We start from the raw sequence: 16,847 nt of genomic DNA on the forward strand, positions 1-16,847 counted from the left end.
CGTACATAAAAGTTCCTACTCCAGATACACGCGAGTACCCCCAACTTATGGCACCATAGCCTCACCACCACCCGTGACGCTGATTGCCGTGAAGGAACGCCGCCGTATGCCTGCCAATGCTTTGTTCTCCCCCACTTCGCTCCCACCCGGTTTTATGGTGGTACATGCTAACCGCTTGGAAGATTTACGCGGTTTGGCGGTGGAGTGGATGCGCCGCCAGCCGTTGGGGCCGTTGGAGAACGAAACCATTCTGGTGCAGAGCAACGGTATTGGGCAGTGGCTAAAACTGGCGTTGGCGGAAGACCCTAAGAACGGCGGCGCGGGCATTGCGGCGGCGCTAGAGGTGATGCTGCCCGCGCGGTTTCTATGGCAGGCCTACCGCACGGTGCTCACTCACGTGTCGCAAAACGCCGATGCCGTGCCGGAAACCTCGCCGTTCGATAAATCGCGCTTGGTATGGCGGCTGCTGCGCCTGCTGCCTACCCTGGCTGGGCAGCCGGTATTCGAGCCGCTGGCGCAGTTTCTAGAAATTGACCGCGACCAGCGCAAGCACTACCAACTGGCCGAGCGGCTGGCGGATCTGTTTGACCAGTATCAGGTCTACCGCGCCGACTGGCTGGACGCCTGGGCTAACGGCCACGATGTGCTAATTACCGCCAGAGGCGAGCACCGCCCTTTGGAAGAGCATCAGCGCTGGCAGCCCGCGCTCTGGCGCATCCTGCGGGACGATGTGGCCGCCACCCAAGGCGATGCCGGATTGAACAGCAGCCGCGCCCAGGTTCACCAGCGTTTCTTGAAGGCCACCGAGCACCTGGAAGGCCAAGACTGCCCGCCGGGGCTGCCTCGTCGGCTGATCATCTTCGGTATTTCATCGCTGCCCCAGCAAACCCTGGAAGCGCTGGCGGCGCTCTCCCGCTGCTGCCAAATCGTGCTGTGCGTTCACAACCCCTGCCAGTTCTACTGGGCGGATATCATCGAGCACAAAGACCTGCTGCGCGCCCAGCGCTACCGCCAGCGGCGCAAAACCGGCATGCCCGAAGCGCTGGATGTACTGGGCACCGGCGATGCCGATGACGCCCTGCACCTGCACGCCCAGCCGCTGCTAGCCGCCTGGGGCAAGCAGGGCCGCGACTACCTGCGCCTGCTCGATGAGCACGACGACGCAGGCAACTACCAAACTCTATTCGAGCAGCAAGCACTGCGCATCGATATGTTCGAGCCGTTCAGCGGCGAGGATCGCCACTGCCTGCTCAGCCAGCTGCAAGACGACATCCGCGAGCTGCGCCCGGTGGCGGAAACGCAAGGCCACTGGCCCGCACTGCCCGCTGCCGATGACTCCATCGTGTTCCATATCGCCCACGGCCCCCAGCGGGAAGTGGAGATTCTCCACGACCAGCTGCTGGCCGCCTTCAGCGCCGACCCGTATTTGCGCCCACGGGACATCATCGTCATGGTGCCGGATATCGACCGCTACGCGCCGCACATCGAAGCGGTGTTTGGCCAGCTGCCCACCGACGACCCGAGGCACATTCCCTACACGCTCTCCGACCAGGCCAGCCGCCACCGCCTGCCGCTGATGATTGCCCTGGAAAAGCTGCTAAGGCTGCCGGAGCTGCGCCTGTCGGTGAGCGATTTACTCGACCTGCTGGATGTCCCCGCCCTGCGCCAGCGCTTCGGCCTAGAAGAGCGTGACCTGCCGGTGCTAGAGCGCTGGATGGAAGGCGCGGGCATCCGCTGGGGGCTCAACGCCAAGCAGCGCCAGCGGCTGGAACTACCCGGCGGGCTGAGCCAAAACACCTGGGCATTCGGCTTGCGCCGCCTGCTGCTGGGCTATACCGTGGGCGACGGCCACGCGTGGCAAGGCATCGAACCGTTTGATGATATCGGCGGGCTGGAGGCGGGCTTGGCTGGGCCGCTGGCGACGCTGCTGGAGAAGCTCGAAGCCACCTGGGAGAGCTTCTGCCAACCCACCGATGCCGCTACTTGGGTTGCGCGGCTACGGGAGCTGCTGGAAACTTTCTTTCTTACCGACGATGCCCAAGAGAGCATCATGCTCACCAAGCTAGAAAGCGGCTTGCAGCAGATGCTGGAAAGCAGCCGGGAAGCCGAACTCAACGACCCGCTTCCGCTCTCTATGGTGCGGGAGCACTGGCTAGCGCAGATCGATGAACACAGCCTTTCCCAGCGCTTCTTGGCCGGGGCGGTCAACTTCGCCACGCTGATGCCCATGCGTGCCATTCCCTTCAAGCGGGTGTGCCTGCTGGGCATGAACGACGGCGAGTACCCCCGCTCCCAGCCGCCGCTGGATTTCGACCTAATGGGCAGCGACTACCGCCCCGGCGACCGCTCCCGCCGGGAAGACGACCGCTACCTGTTTCTTGAAGCGCTGCTCTCCGCCCGCGACCAGCTCTACGTGAGCTGGGTCGGCCGCAGCCAGATCGACAATACGCCGCTGCCACCCTCGGTGCTGGTGGGCCAGCTGCGCGACCACTTGGAAGCCGGCTGGCAAACGGAAAACGGCGCGCCGCTGCTGGAAACACTCACCACCGAGCATCCGCTGCAGCCTTTTAGCCGCGCTTACTTCAACAGCCCAGCAAGCCGGCTGTTCACCTACGCCCACGAATGGCGCGAGGTGCACGCCCCGCGCACGCCACCCGCCGCTAGCCGCACGCTGCCAGCGCCGGAAAACGCCCCCACCAGCCTCTCGCTTGGGCAGCTGGGCAGCTTTCTGCGCGAGCCGGTGCGCAGCTTCTTCAATACTCGCTTGGGGGTCTATTTCGAGCAGGAAGCCATCGCCGAGCTGGACGCCGAGCCATTCGCCCTGGATGGCCTGCAAAACTGGCAGCTCCAAGACCAGCTGATTGCCGCCCAGCGCCACGCGGTGGATAACGGCCAGCCGCGCATGGAAGCATTGCATGACGCGTTGGAGCGCTTTCAAGGCCAAGGCGTGCTAGCCATGGGCGCGTTCGGCGAACGCATGCGCGCGGCACTCGCTGAACCCATGGAGGCGCTTTTCAACGCCTACGAAGCAGCGCTAGACGCATGGCCGCATCTCCTGCCCGACACCATGATTCACTTCGAAGCCCATGGCCTCACGCTGGAAGAGCCCTTGGGTGAGCTGCGCCAGGACGAAGCAGGCCACCGCTGCCGCCTGCTGCTGCTCAGTAGCAGCCTGATTAGCCAAGGCAGCGGGCGCGGCCAGTACCGCTGGAGCCACCTGCTGCGCCCTTGGGTTGCGCACCTAGCGGGCAACCTGGATGGCCCGATGACGACGCAACTGCTCTCCAAAGCGGGGCATGTCACGTTAGCGCCGGTGGATGCCGAGACCGCCCGCCAGCATTTAGAAACCCAGCTAGCCGCGTGGCAAGCGGGCCTAGAAACCCCGCTGCCGCTCGCACCGCAAGCCGCGTTTGCTTGGCTAAGTAAGCAAGGCACGCCGGACATGGCGCAAGAAAAAGGCCGAGACAGCGACGCCTACGCCGCCGCCGAAACCGCCTATGAAGGCGGCCGCTACCAAACCGGTGAAGTGGCCCAAAGCGCGTATTTAAACCACCAGTGGCCCCGCTTCGAGCGGCTATTCGTAGAGCAAGCCAACGGGCACACCTTTGCTACGCTCACAGAAGCGCTCTACGCGCCGCTTCACCAGGCGGTCAAAGGGTAAACCAGCGTGGGTGTTACATAGCGTCGAGCGTTTCCACATCGAACGCCACGATCTGGCGTTTGATGCTGGAGAACTCGACGCCGATCAGGTGTATGGGCTTGCCAGAGGCGCAGTACTTGTCCGCATACCCTTTGTGTTTGATTTGCGCCAGCGCCTGACCTTCCGGCAGTTGCTCCACCACTTTGAACTCGAACAGGTAGATATGCCCACCAAAATCCACGCTCATATCCACCTTGCCGTGGTGGCTGGCATCTTCCACCGTCACATCCAGGCCCAGGGCCGCAAAGTGGCTGTAGAACACGCTGGCGTAATGGCCTTCGTAGCGAGCAATCGGGTTGTTGCGATACCAGTCGTGAGGGAGTCCGGCATAAAGCGCCTTTTGGTGCGCTTCTAGCCCGACAAGATCATGCTGACTTAAATGGCGAAACAGTGTTCTGCGTTCACGCGGGGCATTTTCGACCCCCAGCGATGGCAACAAGGCGTGGTTGAGACTGGTTTCGACTTCACGGTTAGGAAAGCCCAGCGTGTACTGGCGGTATCCCAGCAAGGGCTCTTCCACCTGCTGAATGGTCAGATAGCCGGTTTGAAATAACAAGCCCTCGGTACTTATGTGGTCGACGTCGAACTGGCTGAGCAGTTCATACTCGGTTTCCCAGTGATCTAGTGAGGGCGTAAATACCCCCCGCTGTTTGAGAATATCGACCAGAAATGTCGGCGTAGCAGACTCGAACCAGTAAGGGCCAAATTCTTGCTCCTGGAACAGCAGCAGCACATCGAAGGGGTTATAGACGGACTCCACCTCACGGCCTCCCCAGCGGTAGCCGTTATACCACTGGCGAATCTCCTCACGATCCAGGCCGGGTAGCTCCGGCGCGAACACCGTATCGATGTTCTCATCGGTGTAGCCACAAATGGTCGTATAGTCGGGAGACAGGGTAATATCGCGCAGATTGTTCAACCCCGAAAACAAGCTCACCTTACTGAACTTGGAAACCCCGGTGAGCAGCACGAAGTGCAAATGAGGATCGGCGTCTTTCAGCACGCTGTAGAGGTTCTTCAGCCCTTCGCGCACCTCCCGAGCACGCTCAGGTTCCAGAATGTTATCCAGAATCGGCTTGTCGTATTCATCGATCAGCACCACCACCCGCTGACCATATTGCTGGTGGGCGCTGCGAATCAAGGTAGAAAATTCGCCGGGAATATCCGTCTTGTGGTGTTGGGTAATGCCCAGCCGCTCGCGCTGGACCCGAAGCTGATCACGAATACGCTCATCGAGCTCTTCACGGCTCTGCATGACGCCATCGGCAAAGCTGATACGAATGACCGGGTAACGCTGTTGCCAGTCCCACTTATCGTGAATATGGAGCCCTTCAAACAGTGCCTGGCGGCCTTCGAACAAGCAGCGCAGCGTATCCAGCAACAGGCTTTTACCAAAGCGGCGCGGCCGCGAGAGAAAGTAGTATTTGTTCTGGTTAACCAAGCGCTCGATATGCGGGGTTTTATCGACGTAGTAATAGTCGCCCTCACGGATATCCGAGAACGTCTGAATCCCGATGGGTAGCTTACGGCGATGGGCATCCTGCACGGCGGCCTCCAGAACAAAAAACAGCGATATGAAAAGCAGTTTAGCATGCGGCTGATTCGGGCAGAGTCAGATCAGCGGGCTTTCATCCTCCTTTCCACCCAGCGATAAAATGCGCTTCGCCAACGCAATCATCTCCGGGTCGCCGGTGTTCTTAGTGGGCACATCGGACAGCTTCACCACTGGCAGCCAGCCTTGCCCTTCGGGGCGGGCCTCGACCATTTTGATCACCATGTTCATGGGCGCCACGCCAATATCGTTGGTGAAGTTGGTGCCAATCCCAAAGGCCATGCCAATTCGCCCTTGGCAGAAGGCACGGATGCGCTCCACTTTTTCAGGCGTGAGGGCATCGGAGAAGATGATGGTTTTGCTTAGCGGGTTAATGCCCAGGCGCTGGTAGTGGGCAATGGTGGCATCGGCAAATTCAATCGGGTCGCCGCTATCGTGGCGCACGCCGTCGAACAGCTTGGCGAACTTCTTATCGAAGCTCTCGAAAAAGGCGCGGGTGGTAAACGTATCGGTCAGCGCGATGCCTAGATCTCCCCGGTAGACATCCACCCAGTGCTCCAGCGCCAAACTGTTGGCCATTTTGAAACCAAAGCGAGCGCCGTGGAACATAAACCACTCGTGAGCGTGGGTGCCGATGGGCTTCACCCCGTGGCGCATGGCCAGCAGCACGTTGCTGGTGCCGCTAAACGCCTCGCCGCCGTAGTGGCGCAGCGCTTTGACGACCCGGTCGTGCACCGCAAACGAGAAACGCCGACGGGTGCCAAACTCGGCTATCTTCAGCCCGTGCTGGCGGTACAGCTCAATTTTCTCCCGTGTGCGCTGCTCGATGAGCGCTTCGTCATCTTCCGACACGCTCACGCCACGCAGGTGGTACCAGAGCTCGCTGATCAGCGCCATCAGCGGCACTTCCCACAAGATGGTGCGGTACCACGGGCCTTCCATCACCACCGAAAGCTCGCTGCCCTGCTGCTCGATCGTCACTTCGCTGGGGTCGTAACGAAAGCCCGCCAGAAAATCGAGATAGGTGGGGTCTAGGTAAGGGCAGGTGGTTTGCAGGTAGCGCTTCTCTTCATCCGACAAGCGCAGCGTCGCCATGCGATCCACTTCACCGCGCAGCGCCTCACCAAAGCCCTCAGGAAACGCATGCTCGCCACGATTGATAAACGCGTAGCGGGCATGGGCATAGGGGAAGCGTTTAATCACGGCATTCTGCATCGTGATCTTGTAAAAATCGTTATCCAGAAGCGAGGTCAGCATGAGATCCCTTCACCAGCATCAACAGATCGCCAAGAGCGGCTAGCCCGCTAGATTACCAGTTGGCGACGATACCTCACAGCCTACCCCCTGTTTACTGTGGCTAGCAGGTGGGCGAGCGGCTATCTGCTATCGTGAGTAGAGTGCTACCATTTAAACACCGGTTTATCACTAGGAGCGGACTCCATGCGTCTTTCGCAATCACAGCGCGAGCTTATTCTGTCAGGCGTCCGTGAGTTTGTAGGGCCTTCGGTGGCAGTGCATGTTTTCGGCTCGCGGCTAGATGATAGTAAGCGAGGCGGCGATGTCGATCTGCTGCTTATATCCCCCAACGCCATCCCGCTACTCGCCTGTGCTGAGCTCAAAATGGCGCTAGAACAACGCCTCCAGCTACCGCTCGATATCGTGACCTACGTCACAACAGCTGAACCTACTCCGTTTCAAGCCATTGCACTCGCCCAATCACGGCCAATGACGCTTGAGGAAGCCGCATGAGTCAGGATGTACTTAGCGAACAGCAGCGCTATCTGGCGCAGCTGCTTGAAGCCATTCAGCGCTGCGCTTGGTTTCTTCATCAATCACGCAAAAAAGTCACATGGCCTTTGGACGGTGATTGGTTAGCCGACCATAAAAAAGATGTCGACCTTTTTGAAACACTGGCCGCTATCAATGAGCGGTTTGCCAAGCTACAGGACTCTATTGCTTCTGCTATGCGGCACAGCGCTCTGTTGGCAGGGGAGTCTACTGACAGCTTTCTCAAAGTCCTTTCGCTGTTCGAGAAGCAAGGCGTCGTGGACGCTACCAGTGACTGGCAGCGCTGCCGCGCTATTCGCAATATTGCCGCTCATGATTACTCGACGCACTATGCACAAATAGCAGAGCACTTTAACTTGCTGAACGAACTTGCCGACGTTCTCCTTGTTACCTCAAAAAGACTAGTGACATGGAGTGCTGAACAATTGGGCATTTTTCCTGCCACCCAAGACTTCTCTAACGAATTCGACACCGTCTTTCAAACCAGCCTCTAACGCTGCTTTGCTCTTTTGCCCAGCTCTTGGCAACGCGATATAGTGCCGGTGCCTTTGGCTTCCCGCCAAAGGCGCTTTGCTTTCCGCCTGCCGTGATGTTCGGAGAATGAGAATGAGCCAGCCCGCCCCGCTGAACCCGCTGACGCTGCCGCTTCACGGCAGCCGTTTGATTGAAGCCAGCGCGGGCACGGGGAAAACCTTCACCATTGCGCTGCTGTATGTGCGCTTGGTGCTGGGCGGGCAGCACAGTGAAGACGACACCGCCTTCGTACGCCCGCTCACCCCGCCGGAAATCCTAGTGGTCACGTTCACCAACGCCGCCACCCAAGAATTGCGCGAACGTATCCGCCACCGGCTGGTGGAAGCGGCGGCGGTGTTTCGTCATCAGGGTGAAGACTCACTTCTGCTGGCGCTGCGCAGCCAATACCCCGAGGCCACGTGGCCCGCCTGCGCCCGCCGCCTGGAGCTGGCCGCCGAGTGGATGGACGAAGCCGCCGTTTCCACCATCCATAGCTGGTGCTACCGCATGTTGCGGGAGCACGCCTTCGATAGCGGCAGCCTGTTCTCGCTCAATTTGGAAAACGACCAGCAAGAGTTGGAGCAGGAGGTAGTGCGCGACTACTGGCGCACTTTCTACTACCCGCTGGACGCCGAAGCGCTGGGTAGCATTACCGGCTACTGGAAGTCGCCGGACCAGCTCCACGGGCAGGTGCGCAAACTGCTGGCCGAAAGCGAAGCTCTAGGCAGCCCGCGCCCCGCGCCAGAGCAAACCCTAAGCGCCGCCCAAGCCGAGCGCAGCGCACGCCTAGCCGAGCTAAAAGCCCCCTGGCCTGCGTGGCTGGATGACCTAGTACCTGCGCTGGAAGACGCCGCCAAGCGCAAAGCCTTCAAAGGCCAGAGCTTCAACGCCAAAAGCCGCGCCAACTGGCTAGGCGCGCTGCGGGAGTGGTGCGACAGCGACGCCACCCGCCCTGCGCTCACCGATGCCGCCTGGAAACGCCTCACCCCAGACGGCATGGCCGAGATATGGAAAGTGGGCGCGCCCCCTTGCCCCGCTGCCTGGGAAGCGCTGGCCGAGCTGCCCGCCGCGCTAAACGCCCTGCCCGAGCCGCGCAACGACCTGCTGATTCACGCCGTGCAGTGGTGCAAAGTACGACTGGAGCGGGAGCAAGAGCGACGCGCCGAAATGGGCCCCAACGACCTGCTCACCCATTTGGACCGCGCCCTGCAAGGCCCCAATAAAGAGGCACTGGCCGCGCAGATACTGCGCCAGTTCCCCGTGGCGCTGATCGACGAGTTCCAGGACACCGACCCCATCCAGTACCGTATTTTCAACGCGGTGTATGAGGTCGCCAAGCCCCGCCGAGACGCCGCCATGCTGCTGATCGGTGACCCCAAGCAGGCCATTTACGCCTTTCGCGGCGCGGATATCTTCACCTACTTAAAAGCCCGCGAAGACACCGCAGGCCGCCACGTGACGCTGGGCACCAACTACCGCTCCAGCCGCGCCATGGTAGAGGCGGTGAACCACTGCTTCCGCTACGCCGATGAGCACCCGGCCGGAGCGTTTCTGTTCCGCGAAGAAGGCGGCGACAACCCGCTGCCGTTTCTGCCGGTAGACGCAAAAGGCCGAAGCGAACAGCTCGTTCACCAGGGCCAACCGCTGCCCGCCATGACGCTCTGGCCGCTGGCCGCCGACGAGCCGCTATCCAAAACCGCCTACCAGACCGAGATGGCCGAACGCTGCGCTTCGTACATGGCGGAACTGCTCAGCGCAGGCCAACAAGGCGAGAGCGGCTTTCAAACCGACGACGCGCTCACCCCGCTCAAGCCCTCGGATATGGCGGTGCTGGTGAACGGCCTGCAGGAAGCCCGCGCCATTCGCCTAGCGCTGGCCAGCCGTGGAGTGAAGAGCGTGTATCTTTCTGATCACGATAAGGTGTTTAGCTCGCCCATGGCCGCCCAGGTAGAGCGCTGGCTGCGCGCCTGCGCCGAGCCGCTGGCTAGCTCCCGCCAGGCCGAAGCGCACCTGCGCGCCGCGCTGGCCACGCCGGTGCTGGGGCTAAGCTTGGCGGAGCTAGACCACCTGCAGCAAAACGAGCTGGCCTGGGAAGAGCGAGTAGAGCAGTTCAGCCACTACCACCGCCTATGGCAGCGCCAAGGCGTGCTGCCGCTGGTGCGCCGCATGATGGTGGATTTTGATATTCCCGCCCGCCTGCTGGCGGAGTTTGAAGAGGGTGAGCGCTTGCTCACCGACCTGCTGCACCTAGGCGAACTGCTGCAGCAGGCCAGCGCCGAACTGGACGGCGAACACGCGCTGATTCGCTTTCTATTTGACGCCATTGCCGAGCCAGAAAGCCACGGCGACAGCCACAAGCTGCGCTTGGAGAGCGACGCAGATTTGGTCAAAGTGGTCACCATCCACAAATCCAAAGGGCTGGAGTACCCGCTGGTATTCCTGCCCTTCATCGCCAACCACCGCCCGGTCAAAGCCGAGGACGTACCACTGCGCTGGCACGATGGCGAAGGCAACCTACAGCTCAGCCTAGAAGCGGATGACGCGATACTCGCCACCGCCGACCGCGAACGGCTGGGGGAAGACCTGCGCAAACTCTACGTCGCGCTTACCCGCGCCCGCCACGCCACTTGGCTGGGGCTGGCCCCGCTGAAAGGCCTGGAAAACAGCGCGCTGGGCTACCTGCTAAAAGGCGGCAATGCCCTTTCACCGGAGGCGCTCAATAACGCGCTCGACGAACTGGTAGAAGGCAGCGAGATACAGATTCACCAACCACCCGCGCCCACCGCAGAGCGCGTGGCCCAAGTGGAGCAAAGCAGTGCGCTGGGCCACGCCCGCACGCCCATGCGCCCCGCCAAAGAGCACTGGTGGATTGCCAGCTACTCTGCGCTGCGGCTTTCCGGCACGCTCACCGCCCCGGTACTGCCACCGCTGGAACCCACCACCGCCCAGGAAGCCACCGCCTTTGAAGTGCTGGATGAACCTCGGGATCTATCTCAACCGGAAGCATATCACCTGCACAAATTCCCCCGTGGCCCCGGCCCCGGCACCTTTCTGCACGGGCTGCTGGAGTGGGCGGGCAAGCAAGGCTTCGATACCGCCGCCAACGATATGGACGCCCTCAACGACATGCTGTGGCGACGGGTGCAGCTACGCGGTTGGCAAGCGTGGCAAGAACCGCTGGCGGGCTGGCTAAGCGCCCTGCTCACCACGCCGCTACCGCTGGCCGCGCCCACCCCGCAAAGCGTGGCGCTGAATGAGTTAGAAAGCTACCAAGTAGAGCTAGAGTTCTGGTTTGCCGCCAAGCGGGTGAACACCCAAGCCATCGATGCCCTGGTAAGCAAGCACTTACTGCCAGGAGTAGAGCGCCCCGCGCTGGATGCCGACACACTCAACGGCATGCTGAAAGGCTTCATTGACTTGGCCTTCGAGCACCAGGGGCGCTTTTACGTGCTGGACTGGAAATCGAACTACCTAGGCCCCAACGACAGCGCCTACGAACCCGAGGCACTGCGCCACGCGCTGCTGGCCAAACGCTACGACCTGCAGGCCGCGCTCTACTTACTCGCCATGCACCGGCTATTAAAAGCGCGCCTGCCGGATTACGACCCGCATCAGCATTTGGGCGGTTCGATGACGGTATTTCTACGCGGCAGCCGCAGCCCTGGGCGCGGCGTGGTGGGCGAACCCGCCCCGGTTGAACTCATCGAAGCCCTGGATAGCCTGTTTGCAGGCGAGCCACACGCCACCCAGCAGGAGGCCACGGCATGAGCCGCCAGCACGATACTCACACCTTCGATATGTTCGGCGAAGCCGCCAGCGCCCACCCGGCACTCAGCAGCACCCCGGAACTGCTGGCCCTGTGCGAACGTTGGGTAGCGCGAGGCTGGCTTCGGGATTTAGACCGCGCCCTGGTGCGCTTTTTAGCCAGTGAAGCCCCAAACGCCCCCACGCTGCTGCTACTGGCGGCAGCACTTGCCAGCCACCAGCTAGGCCGCGGCCACGTATGCCTGGATATTAACGCCACGCTCAACGCGCCGGATTTCGCCCTTTCGCTACCCCCCGAAGGGGACGACCTCACCGACCCGCCGCCGCTACCCAGCGACGTGCTGGCCACGCTCACGCTCAGCGAATGGCAAGCCGCCCTGCACCACCCGCTGCTCACCAGCGAAGGCCCCGGCAACACACCGCTGGTCGTAGTGACCACTCACTCAGCCAACGGCACCCCCAACACGCGGCTCTACCTGCGCCGCTACTGGCAGTACGAGCAAAGCCTGCACCAACACATCGCCGCACGCTTGGAAGCAACCGACACAGAAAGCAAGGGCACAGAAGGCCAAAGTGGGAGGCCAATTCATTGGGCGACGGGTGACGCCAGTCACCCTGGGTTACTCCCCCAAGCCCTGAACATCCTGTTCAAACAAAGCAACGGCCTAGACTGGCAAAAAACCGCCTGCGCCCTGGCCGCCGGCAGCCGTTTCGGCATCATTACCGGAGGCCCCGGCACCGGTAAAACCACCACCGTGGTACGCCTGCTCGCCCTGCTGCAAACCCAGCAACTGGCCCAGCACCCCAGCCAGCCGCTGCGCATCCGCCTAGCCGCCCCCACCGGCAAAGCCGCCGCCCGCTTGAACGAATCTATTGCGGGGCAGGTGGATGCGTTACCGCTCGCTGAGTTGGCAACGCTACTCAGTGAACACTCACCTGCGGCAACAGCCAGCGAGATCGCGATTCCCACAGAAGTCACCACCCTCCACCGCCTACTCGGCGCACGCCCCGACACCCGCCACTTCCGCCATAGCGCCGCCAACCCGCTGGCGCTGGACGTACTGGTGATCGACGAAGCCTCGATGGTGGATATCGAAATGATGGCCGCGACCCTCAGCGCCCTGCCTGCCCACGCCCAGTGCATTCTGCTGGGGGATAAAGACCAGCTCGCCTCGGTAGAGGCAGGCTCGGTACTCGGCGACCTATGCCGCCGCGCCGATGCCGCCCACTACACCCCGGCCACCGCCGACTGGCTAGCCCAGGCCACCGGCCAGCCGCTGCCTGAGGATTTCATCGACCCCGCAGGCCAACCGCTCGACCAAGCCATTACCATGCTGCGGGTTAGCCACCGCTTCAATGAACACAGCGGCATCGGCCAACTGGCCAAAGCCATCAACCAGCCGGGCCATGCCCAAAGCGAACGGGAAAAACAGCAGGCGGTAAGCGCCGTGCTGCGCCACGGCTACTCGGATATTCACCATTTGGTGATGAATGACGACACCGCGCTGGATAAGCTGGTGATTCACGGCAGCCCCAGCGGTTTTGCAGGCAACGGCGAAGGCCGCACCGACCGCGAAGGCCAGCCCATCGCCCCGCCCACCGGCTACCGCCACTACCTCAACGTGCTGCACGCCCAGCGCCCACGGGGAGAATCCTTCGAGGAGAACCAAACCGCTTTTGACGCCTGGGCCAGCGAGGTACTCAGCGCCTACAGCCACTTCCAGCTGCTGTGCGCACTGCGCAAAGGCCCCTGGGGCGTAGAAGGCTTAAACCAGCGCATCGCCAGCACATTGCGCCGCGAAAAGCTGCTGTACGGCAGCGACTACACGCTAGAGAAAGGCTGGTTTGAGGGCCGCCCGGTATTGGTTACCCAAAACGACTACGGCCTGAAACTAATGAACGGCGATATCGGCATCACCCTGGCCGTGCCCGACCCGCGCAACCCACAGCAGAAGTTATTAAGAATCGCCTTCCCCACTAGCGACACCGACAAACCCATCCGCTGGGTGCTGCCTTCCCGCCTGCACGCAGTAGAAACCGTGTTTGCGATGACGGTCCACAAATCCCAAGGCTCGGAGTTTTTGCACACCGCCCTACTGCTACCGCCCACGCTGAACCCCATCCTGACCCGCGAGCTGGTATACACAGGCATTACCCGCGCCCGCGAATGGCTTACGGTGGTGGAAGCCAAGCGCGGGGTGTTGAACGAGGCAGTGGTTAGGGAGGTTGTTAGGGTTAGTGGGGTTGGGGGTTAATTGAAACCAACACCATCAGCGCTGGTAGTGTCGGTTTTCGGCCATAAGCAGACTTTTAGATGCCTCTGATCAACGCCTCATTAAGCAGATAAAATGCTTGGTTAAAATTAACAAAAAACTTACTAAGAAAATATTTTAGCCCAAGCTTGATTACATTGTCATGTGCGCATCTTGCTAATTTCATCATTACTAATTTCGATATCACCATCAATTTCGAAATTAATTTTTTCAAAAAGCTCATCAATATTAGAAAAGTTCAAACTATATACAGGCTTGCCAATTGACAACGCATACTCTATCTCCATTAAAACCCACGGAGATGAAAGTAAACCTTTAGCATTTACAGCATTATTAGTTTGCAGAAAAACTATAGACTTTGATTGTTCAATTCGTTTCTTTAACACCATCTTAGTGTAGTCACTTACTAAATCTCTCTTTAGAAAATCATTATCACTTGTCCAATCACAATATACAGTCAGGCCATGATTATTAAGACACGACTTAACTTGTCGCACTAAGCTAGAGTCCTGATAACTATGCGAGATAAAAACATGGAATGACTTTTTATTCTGCACAGTGTTCGACTCTAGCCTCTGATACAAATCCTCTGGAGAAACATTAAATATGTCTCTTTCTGTGTTATAAGCTTTGACTTTTCCTTTGAACTTCTTTCTTAAACTAACTAAAAAACCTAATTTTTGAAGATATTCAAATGCCATTCTTCTAATTTGATTATTTTTTTTCACTGTCATTAAGCTTTTGGAAAAACTCTATCACTTTACCGCTATTGTATTTTTTCAGCTCATGAAAAATTTCTATTTTACCTTGGACTGTTATGCCTTTCTTATGATAAGCAGAAATAAAAACATCAATATATAGTGGTTCCACGAGTTGCAAGTCTTTATTTGTAGATGACATTTTGTTTTCATGAGCACGTTTATTTTTATTTGCTTTATCTAACAATGCGCGATAAGCCAACTGAGCACTTTTCTCGTTAAAACTTATCTCATGTTTCTTACGCTGACCATTTGAAATCATATGTTTAACTTTTGGCAAGTTAAAGAAAAACACTTCAGGCTGATCATGATAGTACCTTTTCTTCTTGCCAATTTTAGCTAGGAATTTATCTTTGCTATCATATTTTTCATATCGTTGAATCAATTCACTCCACATTATCGGAAACAACTCTTTAAACATTTTTAATAGTAAATACTTATCATACTCAGCAGGTAAAGCTTCTGAAATTAAGTTCAAAGGCCTAGTAAACGATTTTTGCAACCTCATTGTCTCGGATTGATATTTTCTTTTCACAACGCCTGCCATAATTGACCTACAGTGATTGCTTTAGTATGAGCTTGATTTACGGATACGGGTTGCTTTTTCAATCGCATTTGGAAGACGCAGAGCAATCCAAGCGTATTTATCTGTATTGGTAGCACTTACCGATGTGTCGCACATTTGCTTCAATTTCGATGACAAGAGACCAGAGACGACTTCAACCTGGATCAAAAAAACACTGGGCCTGACGTTACGACTATTAGGCAGGTAAGTAACGACTAAATAGCGTGGCGAAATCTACGTCTTCGAGCTCCCGCCCAGTAAAATAGCCTTTCTCCCGAGCAAGATTAAGCGCTGCACCACCTGGTGCGGCAACTGGAAGAATGAAAGCCTCAGGATTGAGCCGCCTGAAAATGTCGTATTCAACTTCAACGCCATCCATCCCACCAATGAACACGGCTCCGATCAAATCTTCCCTAGAGAGCATCTGTTCTCGCATCAGTTGTAAGCTACCCTTGATGTCGCCAGGTACGGGATCGGTGTAAATTACGTTGTCAAACCGTTGATTTTCTTCCGGATAGTTACCCACGAAAAAGCGGCTTTGATACAGGATCACTGAGTCTGTGTAGTCTGCCCTTAGATCTTCGCAGATGCTCCAAATCATAGGGGTAATTGCAGGATGGCCGCCCCACACAATCTTGTGTCGACGAACGGTAGCGATCGCCAGCTCGCGAACGGCACACTGGATAAGAAACGGGGCAGCGGTCTCATAGTATTTCCCTCGTCCAATCACGGGTATGCTTGCTGAAAGGAAAATCGCGCCCATTCCTATGCCCTCCAATCTGCAAATTGCCAGCCAGCTTCACAAGCCTTGACCCAGCGCGTCGCCGGAATGTGCTGGCCTAGCCAGTCAAGGTGACTCAACCACTGAGGATGTAGGCCTACATGATCATAGAGTATGGCTACGGATTCGTCAGGAGAGCTTATTGAAGCTTCGTGCATTGTCGTGGAGGTCGGCACACCTACCGTTGGGTAGACCACAACCATCCGGTCATCGGGAAGGCGTACTCGAGTCCCTCGACCGGTGCCCATACCGATCACCTCACCACCTATAGCCTCAATTCCTATTCGTAGATTGCTCACTAGGTTAACGGTTCTCACTGCATGACTTTCGCTGCGGATTTCCTCAAGCTGGAGACAAATACGATCAATCGCGTGATCACTAATCCGTCCTGATGCAGCATCTAGCTCGCTTGTATCAAGCTCAGCGAGGCTTGCAGTTGCCAAGCGAGCGGAGCACTGGGCTTCAGGCCACCCTACTCGAAGAACACTGATACCCTTGGCAAGCGCTCTTCCAAACTCTGCAGCCGTCCATCGACTGTTGAAATAGTCAGGCGTGTCGAGCATCAGCAACACATCAGAATCGCAAAGCCGATGCCACAGCATGGTCTGAAAATCTTCTGCCGGTGCGATGCTACGAGTATCTAGGAAAACGTCGAAATGCCTGGCAGAGAGCGCGTCGAACATCTGCAGCGCCGCCTGGCTAGCCTCGTCCCGTCGATAACTGACAAATACCCGACGTTGCCTCGGAAGCAAACCTGCACATTCCAAGAGCGCAGTGGCTACCCGTTTCGCCCCACCATTTGCGTACGACATACAATTCAATGGCCGAAGGATTTCGGGGACTTCCATTGCAACTCGACCTAGGTCAGGCACGACTGGGACAACAGGAACACCGCCTCTCAGCAAGCTTGGTAGACTGGGGTGATCTGCATCTACACCGCCGAAGAATACAACAGCAGCCGATCTTCGCTGATGAGGAGTGAAGTCAGCAGGAACTACCTCCCACCCGATCTCTTGGCCCAACCTCAAGCCAAACCCAGAAACCGCATCTGTTACAGCCATTTCAAGCTCAGAGACTTGCTCAGCCGAAGGAGCACCCAAGATAGCAAGATGATATATAAATGACATGAAAGCCTCGCTATCAGTTTCAATG

At 58.1% G+C, this 16,847-nt stretch carries 11 protein-coding genes; 5 read left to right on the top strand and 6 right to left on the bottom strand.

Annotated features, from left to right (window positions below):
* The first annotated feature begins 106 nt into the window (after positions 1-106).
* Positions 107-3,661: an exodeoxyribonuclease V subunit gamma gene (gene recC, locus CTT34_RS12990; RefSeq protein ID WP_159342798.1), complete on the top strand. Its 3,555-nt coding sequence runs from the start codon at positions 107-109 to the stop codon at positions 3,659-3,661.
* Between the two features lie 13 nt (positions 3,662-3,674).
* On the opposite strand, the gene CTT34_RS12995 is transcribed toward recC, so the two are convergent.
* Entirely contained in the window at positions 3,675-5,246 is a 1,572-nt protein-coding gene (locus tag CTT34_RS12995; protein WP_159342799.1) for an ATP-binding protein, read from the bottom strand.
* A 66-nt stretch (positions 5,247-5,312) separates the two neighbouring features.
* Positions 5,313-6,509 (bottom strand): nicotinate phosphoribosyltransferase, encoded by a 1,197-nt coding sequence (gene pncB, locus CTT34_RS13000; protein ID WP_159342800.1) that lies wholly within the window; start codon positions 6,507-6,509, stop codon positions 5,313-5,315.
* A gap of 183 nt (positions 6,510-6,692) precedes the next feature.
* On the opposite strand from pncB, the gene CTT34_RS13005 reads away from it, so the two are divergent.
* The 4 genes from CTT34_RS13005 to recD all read left to right on the top strand — a co-directional run bounded on the left by CTT34_RS13005 (position 6,693) and on the right by recD (position 13,573).
* Positions 6,693-7,001 (top strand): nucleotidyltransferase domain-containing protein, encoded by a 309-nt coding sequence (locus CTT34_RS13005; RefSeq protein WP_159342801.1) that lies wholly within the window; start codon positions 6,693-6,695, stop codon positions 6,999-7,001.
* Complete coding sequence (locus CTT34_RS13010) at positions 6,998-7,534, top strand: hypothetical protein (RefSeq protein WP_054641496.1); 537 nt, start codon at positions 6,998-7,000, stop codon at positions 7,532-7,534. The genes CTT34_RS13005 and CTT34_RS13010 overlap by 4 nt, the downstream gene beginning before the upstream one ends.
* 112 nt (positions 7,535-7,646) lie before the next feature.
* Positions 7,647-11,321, top strand: a complete 3,675-nt coding sequence (recB, locus tag CTT34_RS13015) for an exodeoxyribonuclease V subunit beta (RefSeq protein WP_159342802.1) — start codon at positions 7,647-7,649, stop codon at positions 11,319-11,321.
* Positions 11,318-13,573 (top strand): exodeoxyribonuclease V subunit alpha, encoded by a 2,256-nt coding sequence (gene recD, locus CTT34_RS13020; RefSeq protein ID WP_159342803.1) that lies wholly within the window; start codon positions 11,318-11,320, stop codon positions 13,571-13,573. The genes recB and recD overlap by 4 nt, the downstream gene beginning before the upstream one ends.
* A 158-nt stretch (positions 13,574-13,731) precedes the next feature.
* On the opposite strand, the gene CTT34_RS13025 is transcribed toward recD, so the two are convergent.
* The 4 genes from CTT34_RS13025 to CTT34_RS18485 all read right to left on the bottom strand — a co-directional run bounded on the left by CTT34_RS13025 (position 13,732) and on the right by CTT34_RS18485 (position 16,822).
* The gene (locus CTT34_RS13025) at positions 13,732-14,319 is read right to left on the bottom strand and encodes a toll/interleukin-1 receptor domain-containing protein (protein ID WP_159342804.1); all 588 of its coding nucleotides are present in this window, start codon (positions 14,317-14,319) and stop codon (positions 13,732-13,734) included.
* Positions 14,306-14,896, bottom strand: coding sequence for a hypothetical protein (locus CTT34_RS13030; RefSeq protein ID WP_159342805.1), 591 nt, complete (start codon positions 14,894-14,896; stop codon positions 14,306-14,308). The genes CTT34_RS13025 and CTT34_RS13030 overlap by 14 nt, the downstream gene beginning before the upstream one ends.
* A gap of 214 nt (positions 14,897-15,110) precedes the next feature.
* Positions 15,111-15,677 (bottom strand): SLOG domain-containing protein, encoded by a 567-nt coding sequence (locus CTT34_RS13035; RefSeq protein WP_159342806.1) that lies wholly within the window; start codon positions 15,675-15,677, stop codon positions 15,111-15,113.
* A 2-nt stretch (positions 15,678-15,679) separates the two neighbouring features.
* Positions 15,680-16,822: a toll/interleukin-1 receptor domain-containing protein gene (locus tag CTT34_RS18485; protein WP_159342807.1), complete on the bottom strand. Its 1,143-nt coding sequence runs from the start codon at positions 16,820-16,822 to the stop codon at positions 15,680-15,682.
* Positions 16,823-16,847 lie beyond the last annotated feature (25 nt).

Source organism: Halomonas meridiana, assembly GCF_009846525.1.
GTDB lineage: Bacteria > Pseudomonadota > Gammaproteobacteria > Pseudomonadales > Halomonadaceae > Vreelandella.

Excerpts from the sequence above, each read along its gene's own strand:
- CTT34_RS13005 (WP_159342801.1), top strand. The coding sequence starts at position 6,693 with ATGCGTCTTTCGCAATCACAGCGCGAGCTTATTCTGTCAGGCGTCCGT.
- recC (WP_159342798.1), top strand. The coding sequence starts at position 107 with ATGCCTGCCAATGCTTTGTTCTCCCCCACTTCGCTCCCACCCGGTTTT.
- recB (WP_159342802.1), top strand. The coding sequence starts at position 7,647 with ATGAGCCAGCCCGCCCCGCTGAACCCGCTGACGCTGCCGCTTCACGGC.
- pncB (WP_159342800.1), bottom strand. The coding sequence starts at position 6,509 with ATGCTGACCTCGCTTCTGGATAACGATTTTTACAAGATCACGATGCAG.
- CTT34_RS13035 (WP_159342806.1), bottom strand. The coding sequence starts at position 15,677 with ATGGGCGCGATTTTCCTTTCAGCAAGCATACCCGTGATTGGACGAGGG.
- CTT34_RS13030 (WP_159342805.1), bottom strand. The coding sequence starts at position 14,896 with ATGGCAGGCGTTGTGAAAAGAAAATATCAATCCGAGACAATGAGGTTG.
- recD (WP_159342803.1), top strand. The coding sequence starts at position 11,318 with ATGAGCCGCCAGCACGATACTCACACCTTCGATATGTTCGGCGAAGCC.
- CTT34_RS13010 (WP_054641496.1), top strand. The coding sequence starts at position 6,998 with ATGAGTCAGGATGTACTTAGCGAACAGCAGCGCTATCTGGCGCAGCTG.
- CTT34_RS18485 (WP_159342807.1), bottom strand. The coding sequence starts at position 16,822 with ATGTCATTTATATATCATCTTGCTATCTTGGGTGCTCCTTCGGCTGAG.